This window comes from Caulobacter sp. S45, from assembly GCF_009765965.1.
GTDB lineage: Bacteria > Pseudomonadota > Alphaproteobacteria > Caulobacterales > Caulobacteraceae > CAHJWH01.
The window spans coordinates 211,860-231,932 of sequence record NZ_LMUL01000014.1; the positions used below are offsets into that span (position 1 = coordinate 211,860).

Genomic DNA, 20,073 nt, shown 5'->3' on the forward strand with positions numbered 1-20,073 from the left:
GAACAGCCTTCGCCTAGGACAACGCATGGAATGGAGCGATCCCGCCTTTGTCCTCTCCGCCCGCACGCACGGCGAGAGCGGCGCGGTGGTGGAGCTGCTGACCGAGGAACACGGCCGCTACGCCGCCCATGTGGCGGGCGGCGCCTCACGGCGGATGCGGCCGTTCCTGCAACCCGGCGCGCGGGTGATGGCGACCTACCGCGCCCGCACCAGCGAGAACCTGGGCTCGGCCAGCCTGGAGCCGTTCGGCGAAGGGCCGGCGGCCCTGTTCGACGATCCGCTGGCGCTGACCGGCCTGTCCGCCGCCGCGGCCGTCACCCAGGGCGCCCTGCCCGAGCGCGAACCGCACCCCGGCGCCTACTACGCATTGGAAGCCCTGCTCCAGTCGCTGGCCCATCCGGGCATCTGGCCGGCCATCTATGTGCGGTTCGAGGCGGGTTTGCTGGAAGAGCTGGGCTTCGGCCTGGACCTGTCGCGGTGCGCGGCGACCGGGTCCACCGACGACCTGACCTATGTCAGCCCCAAGACCGGGCGCGCAGTCTCACGAGACGCCGGCGCGCCCTACGCCGATCGCCTTCTGCGTCTGCCGCCGTTCATGCTGGGCTCGCAGGGTGGGCTTGTGGACGGCGATGTGCGGGACGGGCTGGCCCTCACCGGCCACTTCCTCGAGACCCATGTGTTCGCGCCGCTCAATCGCCCTATGCCCGCCGCCCGCGTCTGGCTGCTGGAGCGTCTGGCCGAAGCCGATGGGTGAGCCTCCCGTCAAAGGCGAGGAGATGAAAGCTTAACCACGCCGGGGTTAGGTCGATAGGCGATGTCCATCCTGTCCGCAGCCGACGCCTGGCTCACCCGCGAACGGGTGCGCAACTACAGCCTGATGCTGGTCGCCGGCTATGTGCTGGCGTTGGTCGGCTTGGTGTTGTCCCTGCGCCATGGTCTCGATCCGTTCGGCAAGCCGCTGGGCGCGGATTTCATCATCTTCTACTCGGCCTCCGTGCTGGCCCTGAAAGGCAAGGCGGCGCTGGCCTTCACACCTTCGGCCTTGCTCCAGGTCCAGCACACGCTCGCCGCGCCGACACGCGGGATGTTCCTGTGGTGCTATCCTCCCACCTTCCAGATGCTGATCGCGCCCTTGGCGCTCGCGCCTTACCGCATCGCCCTGCTGCTATGGACAGCGATCACGGGCGGCCTTTACCTCGCCATGACGCGACTGATCTCGTGTGAGCGGATCGGCCTGCTCGTGGCGCTGGCGTTCCCGGCCGTGTTCCTGAACCTGGCCCAGGGTCAGAACGGGTTTCTGACCACAGCGCTCATGGGCGGCGGACTGTTGCTGCTGGACCGGCGACCGTGGCTGGCCGGCGCCCTGCTGGGCCTGCTCGTCTACAAGCCGCACTTCGGTCTGCTGCTGCCGGTCCTGCTTTTGGCGACCGGCAGATGGCGCAGCATAGCGGGCGCAACGATCTCGGCCTGCCTGTTCATAGCCGCCGCGACGGCCCTGTTCGGCGTCGAGACCTGGTGGGGCTTCTTCGCCATTCTGCCAGTGGTGTCCCACAACCTGACGACGGGCGCGCTGCCCCTCGACAAGGTTCCGAGCCTGTTCGCGGCCCTGCGCCTGCTTGGAGTCCCCCAGACGCCAGCCCTTGGCGCCAGTCTGGCGTTCGCAGTCCCGTTCGTGGTCCTGACCGTGATCGCCTGGCGTCGAAAAGGGCCGCTCGCGCTGAAGGCCGGCCTGGCGGTGCTCGCCACCCTGCTGCTGTCGCCCTATCTGTTCGACTATGACCTCGTGCTGTTGGCGATCCCGATCGGCGCGTTGGCCGCGTACGGTCAGGGCACGTCTCTACCCTTGGGCGGCAGGGCGACCCTGGTCCTGGTGTTCGCCGCGCCGCTCGTGCTGGAATCGGTGGCTTACGCACTCCACCTGCAACTCACGCCGGTAATCCTGGCGCTCTGCTTCTGGGCCGTATGGAGGGCCTTCGAGCAGACGCGCGCGACGCCTCTTGGCGACGCCCAGGCCATCTTGCCGCAGCCTGTCTAACGGAACGACTCCCTCGGTGGCCGGTTTTCGTTCGAGCGCAGGAGATCCCCCATGGCTCACGACGAATATCCCAAGAACGACGGCTCGCAGCCCGGCGTGCTCGGCGACGGCACCGAGGAACAGAACCTCGGCCAGCCCGGCAATCCCAAGGCCCGGATCACCGAGGAAGAGGTGGACGCCGCCTTCGGCGAGAAGAAGCCCGAAGCCCCCAAGGCCTGACTTCGCCAAGACGGTGCGTCCGCAAGGACGCACCCGACGGCCGCCCCTCCCGACTCGCTTCGGAAGCCGCTAATCTGGGGTCATGACTAAGCACGTCCCCCCGCCGCCCGATAATCCCGAAGAGGGCGGCCGCATCGTCGAGGAGCAACTCGGCGAGGCCCTGTCGCGTCGCTATCTCGCCTACGCGCTTTCCACCATCATGAACCGAGCCCTGCCGGACGTGCGCGACGGGCTGAAGCCCGTCCACCGCCGGGTGCTCTACTCCATGCGCCAGATGAAGCTGGAGCCGGGCTCCAGCGCCAAGAAATGCGCGCGCGTGGTCGGCGACGTCATCGGCCGCTTCCATCCCCACGGCGACCAGTCGGTCTACGAGGCCCTGGTGCGCCTGGCCCAGGACTTCGCCCAGCGCTATCCGCTGATCGACGGCCAGGGCAATTTCGGCAACATCGACGGCGATAACGCCGCGGCCATGCGCTACACCGAGTGCAAGCTGACGGTGGCCGCCGGCCTGCTGCTCGATGGCATCGACGAGGACGCCGTCGACTTCCGCGCCACCTACGACGGCGAGGACGAAGAGCCGGTGGTGATGCCGGCCGCCTTCCCCAACCTGCTGGCCAACGGCGCCTCCGGGATCGCGGTGGGCATGGCCACTTCCATCGCCCCCCACAACGCCGCCGAGCTGATCGACGCCTGCCTGGTGCTGTTGCAGCGCCCCGAGGCCAGCACCGCCGACCTGATGGAGCGGATGCAGGGGCCGGACTTCCCCACCGGCGGCGTGGTGGTCGAGAGCCCGGCCTCCCTGCTCGAAACCTACCAGACCGGACGTGGCGGCGTGCGGATGCGCGCCCGCTGGTTCAAGGAGGACACCGGGCGCGGGACCTATCGGGTGGTCGTCACCGAGATGCCCTACCAGGTGCAGAAGTCGCGCCTGGTCGAACAGCTCGCCTCGCTGATCGAACTGAAGAAGGCCCCGCTGCTGGGCGACGTGCGCGACGAGTCGGCCGAGGACATCCGCCTGGTGATCGAGCCGAAGTCGCGGACCATCGAGGCCGAGCACCTGATGGAGAGCCTGTTTCGGCTCTGCGACCTGGAGACCCGCTTCCCTGTCAACATGAACATGTTGGACAAGACCGGCACGCCGCGGGTGATGGGGCTGAAGCCGGCCCTACTGGCCTTCCTGGATCACCGCCGCGAGGTCGACCAGCGCCGCGCCCGCTTCCGCCTCGCCAAGATCGAGGCCCGGCTGCATATCTTGGACGGCCTGATGATCGTCTATCTCGACCTGGACGAGGTGATCCGCATCGTCCGCTTCGAGGACGAGCAGAAGGCCAAGTTGATCGCGCGCTTCGAACTGTCCGACATCCAGGCCGAGGCCATCCTCAACACCCGGCTGCGCTCCCTGGCGCGGCTGGAGGAGATGGAGCTTCGCCGCGAGCACGACGAACTGAGCGCCGAACGGGACAGCCTCAACGACGTGCTCAGTTCCGAGAAGAAGCAGTGGGCCAAGGTCGCCAAGGACCTGCGCAAGGTGCGCGAAATCCTTGGCAAAGAGCCGATGGGCCGTAGGCGCACCACCTTCGCCACCGCGCCCTCCGCCGACAGCCTGCCCTCGCCCGACGCCTACATCCCGCGCGAGCCGATCACCGTGATCCTGTCCGAACGCGGCTGGATTCGCGCCGCCAAGGGGGCGGTGGCCGACCCGTCGGAGCTGAAGTTCAAGGAGGGCGACAAGCTCGGCTTCCTGGTCCCGGCCGAGACCACCGACAAGCTGCTGATCCTGGCCTCGGACGGGCGGTTCTTCACGCTCGGCTGCGACAAGCTCCCCTCCGCGCGCAGCCAGGGCGAGCCGCTGCGACTGATGCTGGACGTGGACGACAAGGTGAAGATCGTCGCCGTCTTCCCGCACAAGGCGGGGCGCAAGCGGGTGATGGCGTCGAGCGGCGGCTACGGGTTCCTGCTCAACGAGGACGAGGCCCTGGCCAACCGGCGCGCCGGCAAGGCGGTGCTGAACGTGGACGACGGCGAGGCACGGCTGTGCATGGTGGTCGAGGGCGACCACATCGCGGTGATCGGCGACAACGGCAAGATCCTGGCCTTCCCGCTCTCCGAATTGCCGGAGATGGGGCGCGGCAAGGGCGTCAAGCTGCAGAGCTATCGCGAAGGCGGCCTGCGCGACGCGGTCACCTTCGACGCGGAAACCGGCCCGGTCTGGATCGACTCCGCCGGTCGCAAGCGCGAGTGGAAGGAATGGCGTGAATGGGCCGGCCGGCGTGCGGCGTCGGGTAAGGTCGCGCCCCGTGGCTTCCCCGCCAACAAGCGGTTCAGGCCGCAATGAGTCTGTTCCCCCCCGACCTCCTGAGCGAGGCCGAAGCCCTGCTGTCCGCCTGTCGGGCGGCGGGGGTGAAGCTGGTCACGGTGGAGAGCTGCACCGGCGGCCTGGTCTCGGCCCTGCTGACCGAGATCGCCGGGTCGTCGGACGTGGTGGATGGTGGCTTCATCACCTATTCCAACCTGGCCAAGGAGCGCGCGGTCGGCGTGCGCGGAGACCTGATCGGCCAGCACGGGGCGGTGTCGGAAGCGGTGGCGCGGGCGATGGCGGAGGGCGCGTTGCACGTCTCCAGCGCGACCCTGGCGGTCTCGATTACCGGCGTCGCTGGTCCCGGCGGCGGCTCGGCCGAGAAGCCGGTCGGCCTGGTCCACTTCGCCACCGCGATCCGAGGCGGCGAGACCCTGGCCCACGTCGAACGCTTCGGCGACCTTGGCCGCAGCGAGGTGCGGCTGGCAAGTGTGTGGACGGCGATAGGATTGTTGCGGGGTCGGGTTTAGATTCGAAAAAGGGCAGCCAAAGATGCTGGGCGGGCGCTGCCACTTCTTTATCGGATGCCCTCCAACCACATAGTGCGGTGGATGGTTTCGTTCGCCATGCAGACATTGAACATATAGGCAGCGGTTGAGTTTATGTAGCCGGCGGCTTCATCGTGACAATCATCGTCTCGATCTTTGATCCATTGTCGCTCGTCTTGACGTAAAACCTTCCTACGACCACGCGATATCTTACTGATTACATGAGTCCACGTTTTATTTAAACGCTGATCCTGCCGAACCGCTTCATCCTTGTAACAGAGAGCCTGTTCAAAAGTGCCGCCGTTCCCGGGCGAGTTCTCGCAGGTGTGGACCATAGGTGTGAGCCGTGCCGCCACTTGCTCATCGGTTTGGCCATAGGCATGCCCCGCAAACGCGAGTGCAAGAGCGTAGGTAAGAGCAACCATACGGACCGTGTTGCGTCAGCTTATCACCCAAATTTAAGTCAACAATGTTTCGTTCTAGCCGGCCATCAGCCTCAAAGCAGTCGGAGACGAGGACGAGATGAACGGAAAATAGACCCAAGTCGCCTACTACGCCCGCTGTCTTCTCAGGCCCCAGCCACCGTCTCCCCATACAGCTCCCGCGCGCGCGCCTCGAAGCAAGCGATCAGCTTGTCAACGGCATAGCCGAAGTTGGCCTTCAGCAGCACGTCGAGCATCCGGGCCTTGAACTGGAAGTCGATGTCGAACACCACCTCGCACCCCATAGGGTGCGGGCGGAAGGCCCAGCGGTTGTCGAGCCTGCGGAACGGGCCGGACAGCAGCCCTACGGTGATCTGGTTGGCGTTGGCGTCGCGCCGCACACGGGTCTCGAAGCGCTCCTTCAGGAAGGAGAAGCCGACGCCGGCCTCGGCGTCGAGCGTGGTGACGCCCTCGTCCGCCGGCCGCGCCTCGCCAGCCCGCATGGAGGTGATCCAGGGGATGAACTGCGGATAGGCGGCCACGTCGCCGACCAGGGCGAACAGCTGGTCGGGCATATAGGGCAGGATGCGGCTGACGTGGTACTCGGCCAACCCAGGTCCTAGCTGCGGGCCAGCATGGTGTTGCGGGCCTCGCGCAGGCGCTCGAAATCCTCGCCGGCATGGTGCGAGGAACGGGTCAGCGGGCTGGCGGACACCATCAGGAAGCCCTTGGCCCGCGCGATCGCCTCCAGCGCCTTGAACTCCTCGGGCGGTACGAAGCGGTCGATGGCGGCGTGCTTGCGGGTCGGCTGCAGGTACTGGCCGATGGTGATGAAGTCGACGCCGGCCGAACGCATGTCGTCCATCACCTGCATGACCTCCTCCTTGGTCTCGCCGAGCCCGACCATGACGCCGGACTTGGTGAACTGGCCGGGATCGCGCTCCTTCACCCGTTCCAGCAGGCGCAGCGAGTGGTAGTAGCGGGCGCCGGGCCGGATCTTCAGATACAGCCGCGGCACGGTTTCCAGGTTGTGGTTGAACACGTCCGGCCGCGCGTCGATCATCGCCTCGGCGGCCGCGACCGGCTTGCGCAGGAAGTCGGGCGTCAGGATCTCGACCGTGGTGTCGGGCGACTCGCGGCGGATAGCGCGCACCACCTCGGCGAAGTGGCCGGCCCCGCCGTCGTCCAGGTCGTCGCGGTCTACCGAGGTGATGACCACGTGCTTCAGGCCCATCTTGCGCACCGCCTCGGCAACCCGTTGCGGCTCGGTCGGGTCCAGCGCCTCGGGCATGCCGGTCTTGACGTTGCAGAAGGCGCAGGCGCGGGTGCAGGTGTCGCCCATGATCATCATGGTGGCGTGGCGCACCGACCAGCACTCGCCGATGTTCGGACAGGCCGCCTCTTCGCACACCGTGGTCAGGCCGTGGGCCTTCACGATGCCCTTGGTCTCGTTGTAGCCGGGCGAACCGGGCGCGCGCACCCGCAGCCAGTCCGGCTTGCGCAGCACCTCTGTCTCGGCGCGATTACGCTTTTCCGGGTGGCGCAGGTCGCGGGCGCTGAGCTCGAAGCGGGTGTCGATCAGGGTCGTCACTGGATCACCGCCCGAAGATGGATTTGAGGAAGTTGGTGCGCTTGTGGCGCTTGGTCTTGCGGGCGGCGGCGTCCGCGTCCCTGAGCCAGAACACCTGCACCACCCGCCGTTCGCCGGCGAAGGGTTTGTGGCCGTGCCAGCTATCGTCGGCGCGGGCGAAGGCGGCGAAACCGCCGTAGCGGGCCGGGATCGGATCGGTGCCGGGGCCGTCCAGGTCAGGACCTTCGAGAAACCGCAGCGCGCCGCCTTCGGCCGACCAGTCGTCGTTCAGATAAACGAGCGCGGTGGCGACCTTGTCCAGGCCGTCGGTATGCGGACGGCCGTCCTTGGTGGCGGACCATTTGCGCACCACGATCATGCGTGGGCGGCTGACGAGGTCCCGATCCAGCTTTTCGCCGACGATGCGGGAGAATTCGGGGCTGTTGAGATCGTCCAGCAGAGTCTGGAACGCCGGCCCGAATTTCAGCTGCTCCACCGGGAAGAAACCGGTCTTGGTCTCGTCGGGAAAGTCGCGCGCGAGATCGGCCTTGGCCTCTTCGGGCAGCAGGCCTTCGGCGGTGATGTGCGCGAACGGCTTGGTCGTGGTCGGCCGTTCGGCGAGGGTGTCTAGGCGCAGCAAAGCACGGGCCTCTGTCAGGACTCGCCGCTTATGTAGCAACGCAGCGTAAGGATCGCCACGAAACGCTGCGTTTCGCGGGGTGCGGGCGGCGGAAATGTCGCTGCAGGCGGGCGGCTAAGGTGCTGCGTGCTTCGAGACGCGGCTTACGCGCTCCTTAGCATGCGAGGTTTGGAGAAACCCACCCTCTCCGTCATCCTGAGGAGCCCGCGAAGCGGGCGTCTCGAAGGACGCACAACCTGACCGCCCTAGGTGTTCAGCACGATCCCATAGGCGTCCAGCGACGCCTCGTGCATGGCTTCGGACATGGTGGGGTGCGGGAACACCGTGGCCATGATCTCGGCCTCGGTGGCTTCCAGGGTCATGGCGAGCGCAAAGCCCTGGATCATCTCCGTGACTTCGCCGCCGATCATGTGGGCGCCCAGCAGCGCGCCGGTCTGCTCGTCGAAGATGGTCTTGACGAAGCCTTCGGTCTCGTTGGAGGCGATGGCCTTGCCGTTGGCGCGGAACGGGAAGCGGCCGACCTTGACCTTGCGGCCGTCCTTCTTGGCCTGGGTCTCGGTCAGGCCGATGGAGGCGACCTGGGGGGTGGTGTAGGTGCAGCCCGGGATCGGGGCCTTGATCGGCGGTCCGGCCTTGCCGGCGATGTGCTCGACGCAGTGCACGCCCTCGTGGCTGGCCTTGTGCGCCAGCCAGGGCGGCCCGGCCACATCGCCGATGGCGTAGAGGCCCTTCACATTGGTGGCGCAGTGCGGGTCGGTGACCACGTGGCCACGGTCGATCTTCACGCCCAGGGTGTCGAGCCCCAGCTTCTCGATATTGGCGTCGATGCCTACCGCCACGATGGCGCGCTCGGCCTCCAGGGTCTCGCTCTTGCCGCTGGCGTCCAGGGTGACGGTGACGCCGTCCTTGGACTTGGCCAGCTTGGTCACCTTGGCCGAGATGCGGAACTTGATGCCGCGCTTTTCCAGCGCCTTCTGGGCGGCGGCGGAGATTTCCTCGTCCTCCACCGGCAGGATGCGGTCCAGCGCCTCGATCACGGTCACATTGGAGCCGAGCGCGCGATAGAAGCTGGCGAATTCCAGGCCGATGGCGCCCGAGCCGATCACCAGCAGGCTGGCGGGGTGGGCCTTGGGGGTCATGGCGTCGCGATAGGTCCAGATGCGGTCGCCATCGCCGACCAGGCCGATGGCCGGGATCTCCTTGGCGCGCGCGCCGGTGGCCAGGATCACGTATTTGCACTGCAGGGTGCGCGACCCGCCGGCCCTCAGGTCGACGACGACCTTGGGGGCGGGATCGCCCTTCTCCATACGGGCGACGCCCTCGATCACCTCGATCTTGTTCTTCTTCATCAGGAAGCCGACGCCGCCATTGAGCTGCTTGGCCACCTTGCGCGAGCGGTCGATCACCTTGGCGAAGTCGTAGGTCGGCTTCTCGGCGATCAGGCCGTAGTCGGCCGCGTGGTTCATGGTCTCGAAAATTTCGCCGGACTTCAACAACGCCTTGGTCGGGATGCAGCCCCAGTTCAGGCAGATGCCGCCGAGTAGCTCCCGCTCGACGATGGCGGTCTTCATACCGAGCTGGGCGGCGCGGATCGCGGCGGTGTAGCCGCCCGGACCTGAGCCGATGACGATGAGGTCGAAATCGAGAGCCATGCGCTACCTGTTCCACGCCGTTGCGGCGTCGCGGTCGATGCGCCTCGTCGCCCGATCCGGGACGAGGTGCGTTGCGGACTCGAGGGTGCGGTTCTCACCGTCTCGTTCGCCCCGCGCCGAGCCCGTCCAGGCGCGAGGCTGTAATCGACTAGGCCAGCAGCGTGATCGGATCTTCCACGAAGCCTTTGAACGCCTGCACCCAGCGGGCGCCCGTGGCGCCGTCCACCACCCGGTGGTCGCAGGTCAGGGTCACGCTCATCACCGTGGCGATCGCCAGCTGGTCGCCATGCACGACCGGCCGCTTCTCGCCAGCGCCGACCGACAGGATGCAGCCTTGGGGCTCGTTGATGATCGAGGAGAAGTTCTTGATCCCGAACATGCCGAGGTTGGACAGCGAGAAGGTGCCGCCCTGGAACTCCTCCGGCTTCAGCTTGCGGCTACGCGCGCGCTCGGCCAGGTCCTTCATCGCCTTGGAGATGTCGGCGAGAGTGCGGTTCTCCGCTTCGCGGATGATCGGGGTGATCAGGCCGCCCTCGATGGCCACGGCCACGGCGATGTCGGCATGGTGATGCATGGCGATGCCTTCGGGAGAAAACGAGGCGTTGGCCTCCGGCACGGCCTTCAGGGCGGCGGCGCTGGCCTTGATCAGCAGGTCGTTGACGCTGACCTTCACCCCCTGCTTTTCCAGCGCCGCATTGATCCGGGCGCGGGCGTCGAGCAGGCGGTCGATCTCCAGATCTATGCTCAGCGGGAAGTGCGGGATGTCGCGGAAGCTCTCGGTCAGGCGCTTGGCGATGGTGCGGCGCATACCGTCCAGCGGGATCAGGTCGTAGCTGCCGGGCGCGATGCCGAGGCTCTCCAGCGACTTGACCTGGGCCGGCGGGGCCTTGGCGAAGTCGGTCGCGCCGGACTTGGCGGACGCCTGGCCGGGCTTGGCGGCGTCCACGTCGGCCTGGACGATACGGCCGTGCGGGCCGGAACCCCTGACCGCCGAGAGGTCGATCCCCTTCTGCTCCGCCAAGCGGCGGGCCAGCGGGGACGCGAACACGCGCGCACCGTCCGCCTTGGCGGCGGCTTGCGGTGCGGGCTTGGGCGCCTCGGTAGGCGGAGCTTTGGCGGCGGGTTCGGCTGCGGCCGACTTGCTTTCCGAGGCCTTGGGCGCTTCCGCAGGCGGCTTAGCCGGGGCGCTGGCCCCGCCTTCGTCCTTCAGCCGGGCGATGGGGGTGTTGACCTTGACGCCCTCGGTCCCGTCCTTGACCAGGATGGCCTCGATCACGCCTTCATCGACGGCTTCCACCTCCATGGTGGCCTTGTCGGTCTCGATCTCGGCGATCACGTCGCCAGCGGAGACGGTGTCGCCCTCCTTCACGTGCCACTTGGACAGCGTGCCCTCTTCCATGGTGGGCGACAGGGCGGGCATCAGGATGTCAGTCACGACGACCTCGAACTAAAGACCGGCGCACGAAGGCGTCGGCGCATGGGATATCAGTACAGCCGGCCGCCCTCGGGAACGGGAGCGTCGGGACCGATCAGCATCACCTGACCACTCGCATCCGGGACGCCGAGCGTCAGCACCTCGGACATGAACGGCCCGATCTGCCGGGGCGGGAAATTGACGACCGCCAGCACCTGTCGCCCCACCAGCTCTTCCACCGCATAGTTGGCGGTGATCTGGGCGGAGGACCGGCGCTGGCCGATCGGGTGCCCGAAGTCGATCACCAGCTTGATCGCCGGCTTGCGCGCTTCGGGAAAAGGCTCGGCCTTCACCACGCGTCCGACCCGCACGTCCACCTGCATGAAGGCGTCGATGTCGATCGGAGGGGCGATGGCCTCGCTCATTTATAGCAGACCGCCTTCACCGCCTTGACGATCTTCTCGACCGACGGAAGCACCAGGGCCTCCAGGTTGGCGGCGTAGGGCATGGGAACGTCCTCGCCGTGCACGCGGGTCGGCGGCGCGTCGAGATAGTCGAACGCGTGCTCGACCACCCGCTGGCAAATCTCCGCGCCGATCCCGTAAGGACCCCAGCCCTCCTCCAAGCTGACCAGGCGGTTGGTCTTCTTGACGCTCTCCACCACGGTCTCGTGGTCGAGCGGACGCAGGCAGCGCAGGTCGACAACCTCGGCCTCGATGCCCTCCTTCGCCAATTGCTCGGCGGCTTCCAACGCGAAGCCGACCATGCGCGAGATGGCGGTGATGGTCACCGAGTGGCCCTGGCGGCGGACCTTGGCCTTGCCGATCGGCAGCACGAAGTCGGCGCCTTCCGGCACGTCGAACTCGTGGCCGTACATCATCTCGTTTTCGAGGAAGACCACGGGGTTCGGGTCGCGGATGGCGGCCTTTAGCAGCCCCTTGGCGTCGGCCGCGTCGTAGGGCGCGATCACCTTCAGGCCGGGCACCGAGCCATACCAGGCCGAATAGTCCTGGCTGTGCTGGGCGCCCACCCGCGCCGCCGCCCCGTTGGGACCGCGGAAGACGATGGAGCACGTGATCTGGCCGCCCGACATGTAGCGGGTCTTGGCGGCGGAGTTCACGATAGCGTCGATCGCCTGCATGGCGAAATTGAAGGTCATGAATTCGACGATCGGCTTCAGGCCGGCAAAGGCCGCGCCGACGCCCAGGCCGGCGAAGCCGTATTCGGTGATCGGGGTGTCGACCACCCGCCGGTCGCCGAACTCCTGCAGCAGTTCGCGGCTGACCTTGTAGGCGCCCTGGTACTGGGCGACTTCCTCGCCCATCAGGAACACGTCCGGGTCGCGGCGCATCTCTTCGGCGATGGCGTCGCGCAGGGCGTCGCGCACGGTGACCGAGACCATCTTGGTCCCGGCCGGGATTTCCGGGTCGGCCATCGGCGGCTTGGGCGCGACCACGGCCGTTCCCTCGCCTTCCGGCTTGGACTGCGCGGCTTTGGCCTCGTCAGCGGCCGGCTTGGAGACCGCGACCGGGGTCGGCGCCGGCTCGCTCTTGCTAGCGGCCTCGCCGTCGCCCTTCAGGCGCGCGATCGGGGTGTTGACCTTCACCCCCTCGGAGCCGGCAGCCACAAGGATGGCCTCCACCACGCCCTCGTCCACGGCTTCCACTTCCATGGTGGCCTTGTCTGTCTCGATCTCGGCGATGATGTCGCCGGCGGTGACGGTGTCGCCCTCCTTGATGTTCCACTTGGAGAGCGTGCCCTCCTCCATGGTCGGGGAAAGGGCCGGCATGAGTACGTCGGTCAAGGTCTCATGCCTCCGCGTAGACGTCGGTGTACAGTTCGGACGGGTCCGGCTCGGGCGCGGTGCGCGCGAACTCGGCCGCCTCGGCGACGATCTTCTTCACGTCCGCGTCGATGGCCTTCAGCTCGTCTTCGCTGGCGAAGCCGCGCTGCTCGATCTTGTCGCGCAGGTGGTCGATGGGATCGCGGGTCTTGCGGACCTGGTCGACCTCCTCGCGGGTGCGGTACTTGGCCGGATCGGACATGGAGTGGCCGCGATAGCGGTAGGTCTTCATCTCGAGGATGTAGGGGCCCTTGCCGGTGCGCGCATGTTCGGCGGCGCGGGCGCCGGCCACGCGGACAGCCTCGATGTCCATGCCGTCGACTTCCTCGCCCTTGATGTTGAAGGACTCGCCGCGACGATAGAGGTGGACCTGGGACGAGGCGCGCTCGACGCTGGTGCCCATGGCGTACTGGTTGTTCTCGATCACGAACACCGCCGGCAGCTTCCACAGCTCGGCCATGTTGAAGGCCTCGTAGACCTGGCCCTGGTTGGCCGCGCCGTCGCCGAAGTAGGTGTAGCTGACCTTGCCGTTGTCGCGGTAGCGGTTGGCGAAGGCTAGGCCCGCGCCGAGCGGCACCTGGGCGCCGACGATGCCGTGGCCGCCGAAGAAGCCCTTCTCGATGGAGAACATGTGCATCGAGCCGCCCTTGCCGTGGGCGGAGCCCGGCGCGCGGCCGGTCAGCTCCGACAGCACCTCCTTGGGGTCCATGCCGGCGGCCAGCATGTGACCGTGGTCACGGTAGCCGGTGATGATCTGGTCGCCCTCCTCGGCGATGGACTGCATCCCCACCGCGATGGCTTCCTGGCCGATGTAGAGGTGGCAGAAGCCGCCGATCAGCCCCATGCCGTAAAGCTGGCCCGCCCGCTCTTCGAAGCGGCGGATCAGCAGCATGTCGCGATACCAGTGGAGCATCTGCTCCTTGGACGAGGCGCTGGCCGCCTTGCGCGGGGCAACGGCCTTGCCGGACACCGGCTTGCCCGCGTCGGGTTTTGGGGCTCCGGCCTTAGGGGCGCCGACTTTCGAGGCGTCAGGCGGCCGCTTTGCGGGGGCCGCTCGGGTTCCACGCGCCATCTACGCGATATCTCCTGTGACAGGACGGCTTATCTAGAGCGGCGCGCCGCCTCGGAAAAGGGTCAATCTTGCCGACGGGGTATGCGAATGACGTAGTCGTGCGGATCGGCGAACCCGAGGATGGTCCGTGCGCGTTCGTCCAGCAGGTCTTTGGACAGGGAATCGTCGCTGAGCAGGCGCACCCGGGTTTGCAACTCGGCGTCTTCGGCCTGAAGGCGTTTCAATTCGCCCGTGCGGTTCGCCAGTTCGGCGTTGCGGGCCGAGTGCGTCAGCAGCCCACGATCGCCGGTCAGCGCCTGGCACCCGAAGTAGAAGATCAGCAGGGCGAACACCGCTGTCGGGAGATAGGGGCGGAAGTGAGCGAACACCTAGGGCTCCGAGGACACGGAAACTACGAACCGATGCTCAACACCTGCACCGATACGGTTAAACAAGGGTTGCCGGCGCGCCCGATGGTTGCGCGCCGGCGATATTGATCTGTAGAAATCGCCTACGGAATACGGAAGGCGCCGCGCCCCGCGAATACGCCCTGGTCGCCCAAAGCCTCCTCGATCCGCAGGAGCTGGTTGTACTTGGCCAACCGGTCCGAGCGGGCCAGCGAGCCGGTCTTGATCTGACCGCAGTTGGCGGCCACCGCGAGGTCGGCGATGGTGGCGTCCTCGGTCTCGCCCGAGCGGTGGGACATCACCGAGGTGTAGCCCGAGCGGTGGGCCATATCGACCGCGTCCAGCGTCTCGGACAGGGTGCCGATCTGGTTGACCTTGATCAGGATGGAGTTGGCCAGGCCGTCCTCGATGCCCCTCAGCAGGCGTTCGGGATTGGTGACGAACAGGTCGTCGCCGACCAGCTGGACCTTGTCGCCGAGAACCTGGGTCAGATGCGCCCAACCGTCGAAATCGTCCTCCGCGCAGCCGTCCTCGATCGACAGGATCGGGAACTTGTTCGCCAGATCCGCGAGGTAATCCACCATGCCGGCCTGATCGAAGGTCTTGCCTTCGCCGGTCAGAACATAGCGGCCGTCCTTGAAGAACTCGGTGGCGGCGGCGTCCATGGCCAGCCAGAAGTCCTCGCCGGCGCGATAACCGGCCGCCTCGCCCGCCTTGACGATGAAGCCCAGCGCCTCCTCGGCGGACCCCAGATTCGGCGCGAAGCCGCCCTCGTCGCCGACATTGGTGTTGTGGCCGGCCGATTTCAGCGCGGACTTCAGGGCGTGGAAGATTTCCGCGCCCATGCGCAGCGACTCCGCGAAGGTGTCCGCGCCCGCCGGCACGATCATGAACTCCTGGATGTCGATGGGATTGTCCGCGTGCATGCCGCCGTTGATGATGTTCATCAGCGGCACGGGCAGCACCCGCGCGGAAACGCCGCCCACATATCTATACAGCGACAGGGTGGAGCTCTGCGCCGCCGCCTTGGCCACGGCTAGGCTGACGCCGAGGATGGCGTTTGCGCCAAGCCGGCTCTTGTTCGGCGTGCCGTCCAACTCGATCATCGCCGCGTCGAGCCGGCGCTGGTCGTCGGCTTCGAAACCGGCCAGGGCGTCGAAGATCTCGCCGTTCACCGCGTCCACGGCCTTCAGCACGCCCTTGCCGCCATAGCGGGCCATGTCGCCGTCGCGCTTCTCGACAGCTTCGTGGGCGCCGGTTGAAGCGCCTGACGGCACGGCCGCCCGACCGAAGGAGCCGTCGTCCAGCGTGACGTCCACCTCCACCGTGGGATTGCCCCGGCTATCGAGGATTTCTCGTCCGATGATGTCGACGATCTCGGCCATGCGGCGGCTCCCTGGTCTGAAGATGCGAAGTGTGCAGGTGCAAAAACGGCGCGCGAGCCTTAGCCCACGCGCCGCACAGCCTCAATGCCGAGATGTATTTGGGCCTAGATGGATCTGGCCCTGGGGCATATTCCGCCTAGCAATGCACCGTGGACTTGGCGATCGCGTGGCCCGCGACCGCACCGACGCCGGCGCCGACCAGACCGCCGACCACGCCATGGCCGATCACCCCGCCCAGCACGCCGCCGCTGACCGCGCCGAGCGCGGTGCCCTGGTTGCCCGCACGGCGTTTGTCGTGACGACAGGAGTGATAGCGGTGGTGGTAATGGTGATAATATTGGGCGTCGGCGGGCGCAGCGGCGGCGGCGAGCATGCCAAACGTCGCCAGGGCGCACATAGCCGTCACAAACTTGCGCATCTCAATCTCCTTATGGCCAAGCTGGAACGAGCGACACGCGCTCGAGTTCCGCAACAACTTTCAAGTTGCGCTAAGAGCCATGAATGGGAGCTGAAATGTAGATGCCGATATCGAGCGTCGGCCTGGCCTCTGGGGCATCGGCTATCGCATCGATCAAGGCGATGGAATTCTCGCGTGGTACCACCTCCCAGTCTCGAACTGGGGACCTCCAGAGCCACAATCTGGCGCTCTAACCAACTGAGCTAAGGCGGCAAACACGCGAGAGGGTGTCTCTTAGTCGCCTACCGTGATCGGATCAAGCCGGTGGACGAGAGATATAAAAAGCAAAACGCCCCGGACAAGCCGGGGCGTCAAGCTACTCAATTCTTACTCGGATTAGTTCCCGAGTTTCCAGGTCAACGGGATGGTGATGGTCGCCTCGACTGGCTTCCCATCCCGTGTCGCCGGGTGGATTTTGAACAGGCGAGCCAACTTAAGCGTCGCGCTCCCAAAATCATATCCCGGCGGCGATTCGGAATCGATACGACAGGCCGTCATCGAACCCTTCACCGTAACGGTGCAGGTCATGACCGCGTGACCATCCTTTTCCAGACGCTGAGCCCGGTCGGGATAGTACTGGGCCATGTCCTCGTTGCTGGGCAGCGAGGTCAACCCGGCGGCGCTGAGCACCGGCGGTGCGGCCGGCGGAGCCGGCGGAGCCGGCGGCGCAGGAGTCGGCGGAACCGGTTGCGGCGGTGCAGGAGACTCCGCGACGGGGTGCGGAGTCGGCGGCAGCGGCAGCGGCGGCGTCGGGATGTTCAACGGCGGCGGCGGCGTCTCATGCGGCGCAATAGGCGGCGGCGTATGAGTCGACGGCGGGGGCGGCGGAGGCGGCGGCGGAGGTGGCGGGGGCGCCAGCTTCGTCAGATCCACCTTAACCGCGGTATCCTCCTGCACCAGGTAGTGCGGGTGGAACTTCGCCTTCCACAGATAAAAGAACAGCGCGGCATGGACGAGCACCGAGATGGTGATGCCGACCACGGCGCCGGCGCTGAGCTTCTTCTTCCGACGCGGGCGTTCGTCTATCAGAGGGTCGTAGTGACGAGGAACCTCAGGCGTTTGATCTACAGCCATGCTCCCCTCCTCACTTCGTGTGGTCTTCACCGACAAGAGCCACGCTGTAGAACCCATTGTCCTGAAGTTTGTTCATCAGGTCCAAGAAGTCCCCGTACAGGGTGTCCTTGTCGGAACGGATATAAATCCGTTCGCGGGCGGGATCGCGCGTTCCGACAGCCTTCTTGAGGTCGTCGGGAAGGCTCGACAAATCGGTATGGCCATCGCCGATGTAGAGGCTGCCATCCTTGCGGAGGCTTATGTACACCGGTTTCGGCGGGCTCGGCGATGGCTTGGCCACCGCCGTGGGCAGATCCACCTTGATCGACACGGAGGCCAGCGGAGCCGCCACCATGAAGATGATCAGGAGGACCAACATCACGTCCACGAAGGGCGTGACGTTGATCTCACTGTTCTGTTGGACCGAATATTTGCCGCCCCCGCCTCCTGAGAGTTGGGCGCCCATCTAACTTACGCTCCCCGGTCGAGCTGGCGGGAGATGGCGTTCATCAGTTCGACGATGAAGCCTTCCGTCCGCGTGCCGTAGGCCGCGATCTGGGTCTGGAAGAAGTTATAGAAGATAACCGACGGGATGGCGGCGAACAGGCCGATACCGGTGGCCAGCAGCGCTTCGGCGATGCCGGGCGCCACGACGGCCAGGTTGGTGGTGTTGGTGTTCGCGATGCCGATGAACGAGTTCATGATCCCGTAGACGGTGCCGAACAGGCCGATGAACGGACCCGACGAACCGACCGAGGCCAGGAACTGCATGCCGCCCGACAGACGCTTGGCCAGGGTGGCCTGAACGCCGCCCACGGCCGCGGAGGCGCGGCTGATGGTCGAACCGCGATGTTCGCCGGTGATCGACAGACCCGCCTGACGGGACAGCTCGACTTCGTTGGAAGCCGCGGCCGCCATGTCGGCGAACGGGTTGCCCTCGAACTCTTCCGAAGTAGCGACCCGGTTCATATCGGTGATCGAACGGGCGTCGCGGAAGGCTTCCAGGAACTTGCTGGTCTGACGGTTCAGGCCGGCGAAGTTCACCAGCTTGATGATCAGGGTGGTCCAGGAAACGATCGAGGCGAGCAGCAAGCCCACCATGACGGTCTTAACGACCGGCGTCGCCTGGAGGAACATCTGGACGGGGGTCATCTTGCCCGCGCCCTTGATGGAGGTCGGGGCGTCTTGAGCGCCGCCGTTGCTCACACCACCGGATGCGTCGGAAGGCGCAGCGGTGTTGGAAGCGTCCGTCGTCGCGGTAGCGGCGGCGGGCGTGGCGGCGTCGGTGGTGTTCTGCGCGAACGCGGGGGCGCTAACAGCCATCAACACCACAGCGCCAAGCAGGGCGAAAATCGGGGTCGTTCGTTTATGTTCCAACATCTTCAGCCAGTTCCTGGTTGATCGGGCAAATGGTCACGAGGGTCGCCGCGAAGCGCGTCTTCCACCCTAACGTCAATCCTGCCGAAACGACTTGCTCTTGCCTTTTCCGTTTCAGCGTTCCTTACCGCCGCTTCATCCGCGCCAAAAGTAGCGCAGTTTCAACGACGGAACGGCGACCTCGCCGCGATTGCGGCGAAAGTCTTACCGCAATTTTAGAATTGCGATCAGTGGTCCTTTCGCAACGCCCTAACCCGCCGTCAAGCGGTTTCACATCGAACTCAGGGGCTGACGAGAACAAAGCCGGTTAGGAGGGCGAAAGGCCCGATCTTGCCCATAAATACGTTCGGGCTGGGCTGATCGGGAGAAAAAAGGCCGGAAATGGTGCCTGGGGGCGGATTCGAACCACCGACACGCGGATTTTCAATCCGCTGCTCTACCAACTGAGCTACCCAGGCATCCGGGAGGCGCCGTCTATAGGGGAGGAGCTTCGGGCCGTCTAGAGCGAGCTGGCGGAAAACGCCGTTCGCTCTTCGCGACCTGGCCACAGAGCGTCGAAATTCCCGATTAATCCTCGTCCTCGGAGCCGTCCCCCACAGCGCTGCGACCGGGGACGGCGTAACGGCCGGCGAACCAGCGCTGCAGATCAACGTCCGCGCATCGCTTGGAACAGAACGGCGCGTAGATGGGGGCGGCGGGCGCGGCCTGGCATACGGGGCAAGGGCGGTCTTTTTTCATAGGACCAGAATATCGGTCTCGTGGCGCCTCGTTCCAACCGCTTCACGCACGCCAAAACGCGGGCCCAGTCGCGCGACCAGGGGCTTCAGGATCGCAGCGGTTTGAGAATCGCAAACCGCCTCCAACCGACGGCCTGGATCGAAACGGCCCTGACGCTCCAGGCGACGGACGAGGTCTTGAGCCACGGTCCGAGCGGACAGCACCCCGTCGGCGTCTAGAAGTCGCTCGAACAAAGGCTGCTCCAGGTGCGGTTTGGCCAGTTCGAGGGCCCCGAACTGGCCCAGTACGCCGATCACCGTCTCCGGCCCATCCGGCGCGAAGGCCTCCGCCGCCGCCGTCGACAGCCGTCGGCGATCCTTCGGAAAGCCGATGAGATCGATCACCACCAGACCGGCCAAGGCCTTGAGGCGAAGCAGGCGCGCAGCGTGCTCCAGCGCCTTCAGGTTCGCCTGCGACACCGAAAGGGAGGAGCCCATCTCCTCCAGGTCCACGTCGACGGCCACCAGGGCTCGGGTGGGTTCAATGGTCAGGGCCAGACCGCCTTCGAGCGAATGACGCCGCTGCAGCACCGCCGATTCGGCCTCGTCGGCCTGCTCCCGGGCGAGTTCGCCCTCGATCATCGGCGCATCGCCCGCCAGCTGCCGTAGACGCGCCTCCACGCTCGCCGCCGCGACGATCAGGCCGAACTGCTCCGGCTCGCCTTCTCCCGCCAGGCGCAGGGCGGCCGGCTTACCCCCGACGGGCTCGGCGACCACGGCCACCCGCAGCCGCTGGCCCTCGTGAAGCGGCTTGGCCGATCCGCGTATGCGAAGGCTTCCGATTCGGCCGTCGCCCAGATCGATGCGGGCTAGGCCCATGCGGGCGGAGACCTCGGTCGTGCGCCCTCCGAAGACGGCGCCCAGGCGCGGCGTCAGGTCCCCTTCCCGCTCCAGCAGCAACCGTTCCGGCGCGCCGTCGAGGGTCACG

General features: G+C 66.4%; 21 protein-coding genes, 2 tRNA genes and 1 pseudogene. 5 read left to right on the forward strand and 19 right to left on the reverse strand.

Annotated features, from left to right (window positions below):
• Positions 1-25: 25 nt before the first annotated feature.
• The 5 genes from recO (at position 26) to GSQ87_RS08210 (ending at position 5,080) form a co-directional block, all read left to right on the forward strand.
• Positions 26-754, forward strand: a complete 729-nt coding sequence (gene recO, locus GSQ87_RS08195) for a DNA repair protein RecO (protein WP_158915011.1) — start codon at positions 26-28, stop codon at positions 752-754.
• Between the two features lie 60 nt (positions 755-814).
• Positions 815-2,035 (forward strand): glycosyltransferase family 87 protein, encoded by a 1,221-nt coding sequence (locus GSQ87_RS08200; RefSeq protein ID WP_158915012.1) that lies wholly within the window; start codon positions 815-817, stop codon positions 2,033-2,035.
• 51 nt (positions 2,036-2,086) lie between these two features.
• Positions 2,087-2,254: a hypothetical protein gene (locus tag GSQ87_RS22325; RefSeq protein WP_174241415.1), complete on the forward strand. Its 168-nt coding sequence runs from the start codon at positions 2,087-2,089 to the stop codon at positions 2,252-2,254.
• 82 nt (positions 2,255-2,336) lie between these two features.
• Entirely contained in the window at positions 2,337-4,589 is a 2,253-nt protein-coding gene (parC, locus tag GSQ87_RS08205; RefSeq protein ID WP_158915013.1) for a DNA topoisomerase IV subunit A, read from the forward strand.
• On the forward strand, positions 4,586-5,080 hold the full coding sequence (locus GSQ87_RS08210) for a CinA family protein (RefSeq protein ID WP_158915014.1): 495 nt from the start codon (positions 4,586-4,588) through the stop codon (positions 5,078-5,080). The genes parC and GSQ87_RS08210 overlap by 4 nt, the downstream gene beginning before the upstream one ends.
• A gap of 47 nt (positions 5,081-5,127) precedes the next feature.
• On the opposite strand, the gene GSQ87_RS23080 is transcribed toward GSQ87_RS08210, so the two are convergent.
• The 19 genes and pseudogenes from GSQ87_RS23080 to GSQ87_RS08305 all read right to left on the reverse strand — a co-directional run bounded on the left by GSQ87_RS23080 (position 5,128) and on the right by GSQ87_RS08305 (position 20,072).
• Positions 5,128-5,523, reverse strand: a complete 396-nt coding sequence (locus GSQ87_RS23080) for a lysozyme inhibitor LprI family protein (protein WP_158915015.1) — start codon at positions 5,521-5,523, stop codon at positions 5,128-5,130.
• A gap of 143 nt (positions 5,524-5,666) precedes the next feature.
• Positions 5,667-6,131, reverse strand: a complete 465-nt coding sequence (locus tag GSQ87_RS08220) for a type II toxin-antitoxin system RatA family toxin (RefSeq protein ID WP_158915016.1) — start codon at positions 6,129-6,131, stop codon at positions 5,667-5,669.
• Between the two features lie 8 nt (positions 6,132-6,139).
• Positions 6,140-7,111, reverse strand: a complete 972-nt coding sequence (gene lipA / locus GSQ87_RS08225; protein WP_158915017.1) for a lipoyl synthase — start codon at positions 7,109-7,111, stop codon at positions 6,140-6,142.
• Positions 7,112-7,115: 4 nt separating this feature from the next.
• Positions 7,116-7,730, reverse strand: coding sequence for a 2OG-Fe(II) oxygenase (locus GSQ87_RS08230; protein WP_158915018.1), 615 nt, complete (start codon positions 7,728-7,730; stop codon positions 7,116-7,118).
• A gap of 245 nt (positions 7,731-7,975) precedes the next feature.
• Positions 7,976-9,382, reverse strand: coding sequence for a dihydrolipoyl dehydrogenase (gene lpdA, locus GSQ87_RS08235; protein ID WP_158915019.1), 1,407 nt, complete (start codon positions 9,380-9,382; stop codon positions 7,976-7,978).
• 148 nt (positions 9,383-9,530) lie between these two features.
• Complete coding sequence (locus GSQ87_RS08240; protein ID WP_254062825.1) at positions 9,531-10,817, reverse strand: pyruvate dehydrogenase complex dihydrolipoamide acetyltransferase; 1,287 nt, start codon at positions 10,815-10,817, stop codon at positions 9,531-9,533.
• A gap of 50 nt (positions 10,818-10,867) precedes the next feature.
• Positions 10,868-11,221 (reverse strand): tRNA-binding protein, encoded by a 354-nt coding sequence (locus tag GSQ87_RS08245; RefSeq protein WP_158915020.1) that lies wholly within the window; start codon positions 11,219-11,221, stop codon positions 10,868-10,870.
• The gene (locus tag GSQ87_RS08250; protein ID WP_158915021.1) at positions 11,218-12,600 is read right to left on the reverse strand and encodes a pyruvate dehydrogenase complex E1 component subunit beta; all 1,383 of its coding nucleotides are present in this window, start codon (positions 12,598-12,600) and stop codon (positions 11,218-11,220) included. The genes GSQ87_RS08245 and GSQ87_RS08250 overlap by 4 nt, the downstream gene beginning before the upstream one ends.
• 4 nt (positions 12,601-12,604) lie before the next feature.
• Positions 12,605-13,631 (reverse strand): annotated as a pseudogene (gene pdhA / locus GSQ87_RS08255) (pyruvate dehydrogenase (acetyl-transferring) E1 component subunit alpha); the annotation flags it as partial.
• A gap of 142 nt (positions 13,632-13,773) precedes the next feature.
• A complete protein-coding gene (locus tag GSQ87_RS08260; RefSeq protein ID WP_158915023.1) occupies positions 13,774-14,079 on the reverse strand; it encodes a septum formation initiator family protein in 306 nt (101 codons plus the stop codon).
• A gap of 122 nt (positions 14,080-14,201) precedes the next feature.
• On the reverse strand, positions 14,202-15,482 hold the full coding sequence (gene eno, locus GSQ87_RS08265; protein WP_158915024.1) for a phosphopyruvate hydratase: 1,281 nt from the start codon (positions 15,480-15,482) through the stop codon (positions 14,202-14,204).
• Between the two features lie 136 nt (positions 15,483-15,618).
• Positions 15,619-15,900: a hypothetical protein gene (locus GSQ87_RS08270; protein ID WP_158915025.1), complete on the reverse strand. Its 282-nt coding sequence runs from the start codon at positions 15,898-15,900 to the stop codon at positions 15,619-15,621.
• A 175-nt stretch (positions 15,901-16,075) separates the two neighbouring features.
• Positions 16,076-16,152 (reverse strand) — tRNA-His (locus tag GSQ87_RS08275).
• Positions 16,153-16,275: 123 nt separating this feature from the next.
• Complete coding sequence (locus tag GSQ87_RS08280; RefSeq protein WP_254063121.1) at positions 16,276-17,043, reverse strand: energy transducer TonB; 768 nt, start codon at positions 17,041-17,043, stop codon at positions 16,276-16,278.
• Entirely contained in the window at positions 17,024-17,458 is a 435-nt protein-coding gene (locus GSQ87_RS08285) for a biopolymer transporter ExbD (RefSeq protein ID WP_158915026.1), read from the reverse strand. The genes GSQ87_RS08280 and GSQ87_RS08285 overlap by 20 nt, the downstream gene beginning before the upstream one ends.
• A 5-nt stretch (positions 17,459-17,463) precedes the next feature.
• Positions 17,464-18,372 (reverse strand): MotA/TolQ/ExbB proton channel family protein, encoded by a 909-nt coding sequence (locus tag GSQ87_RS08290; protein WP_158915027.1) that lies wholly within the window; start codon positions 18,370-18,372, stop codon positions 17,464-17,466.
• Between the two features lie 379 nt (positions 18,373-18,751).
• Positions 18,752-18,827: transfer RNA gene (locus GSQ87_RS08295), tRNA-Phe, on the reverse strand.
• Positions 18,828-18,936: 109 nt separating this feature from the next.
• Positions 18,937-19,107 carry a DNA gyrase inhibitor YacG gene (locus tag GSQ87_RS08300; protein WP_158915028.1) on the reverse strand — a complete coding sequence of 57 codons (171 nt, stop codon included), beginning with the start codon at positions 19,105-19,107 and terminating at the stop codon, positions 18,937-18,939.
• Positions 19,104-20,072 carry a ribonuclease E/G gene (locus GSQ87_RS08305; RefSeq protein WP_158915029.1) on the reverse strand — a complete coding sequence of 323 codons (969 nt, stop codon included), beginning with the start codon at positions 20,070-20,072 and terminating at the stop codon, positions 19,104-19,106. Before GSQ87_RS08305 ends, GSQ87_RS08300 begins: the two co-directional genes overlap by 4 nt.
• Position 20,073: the final 1 nt, after the last annotated feature.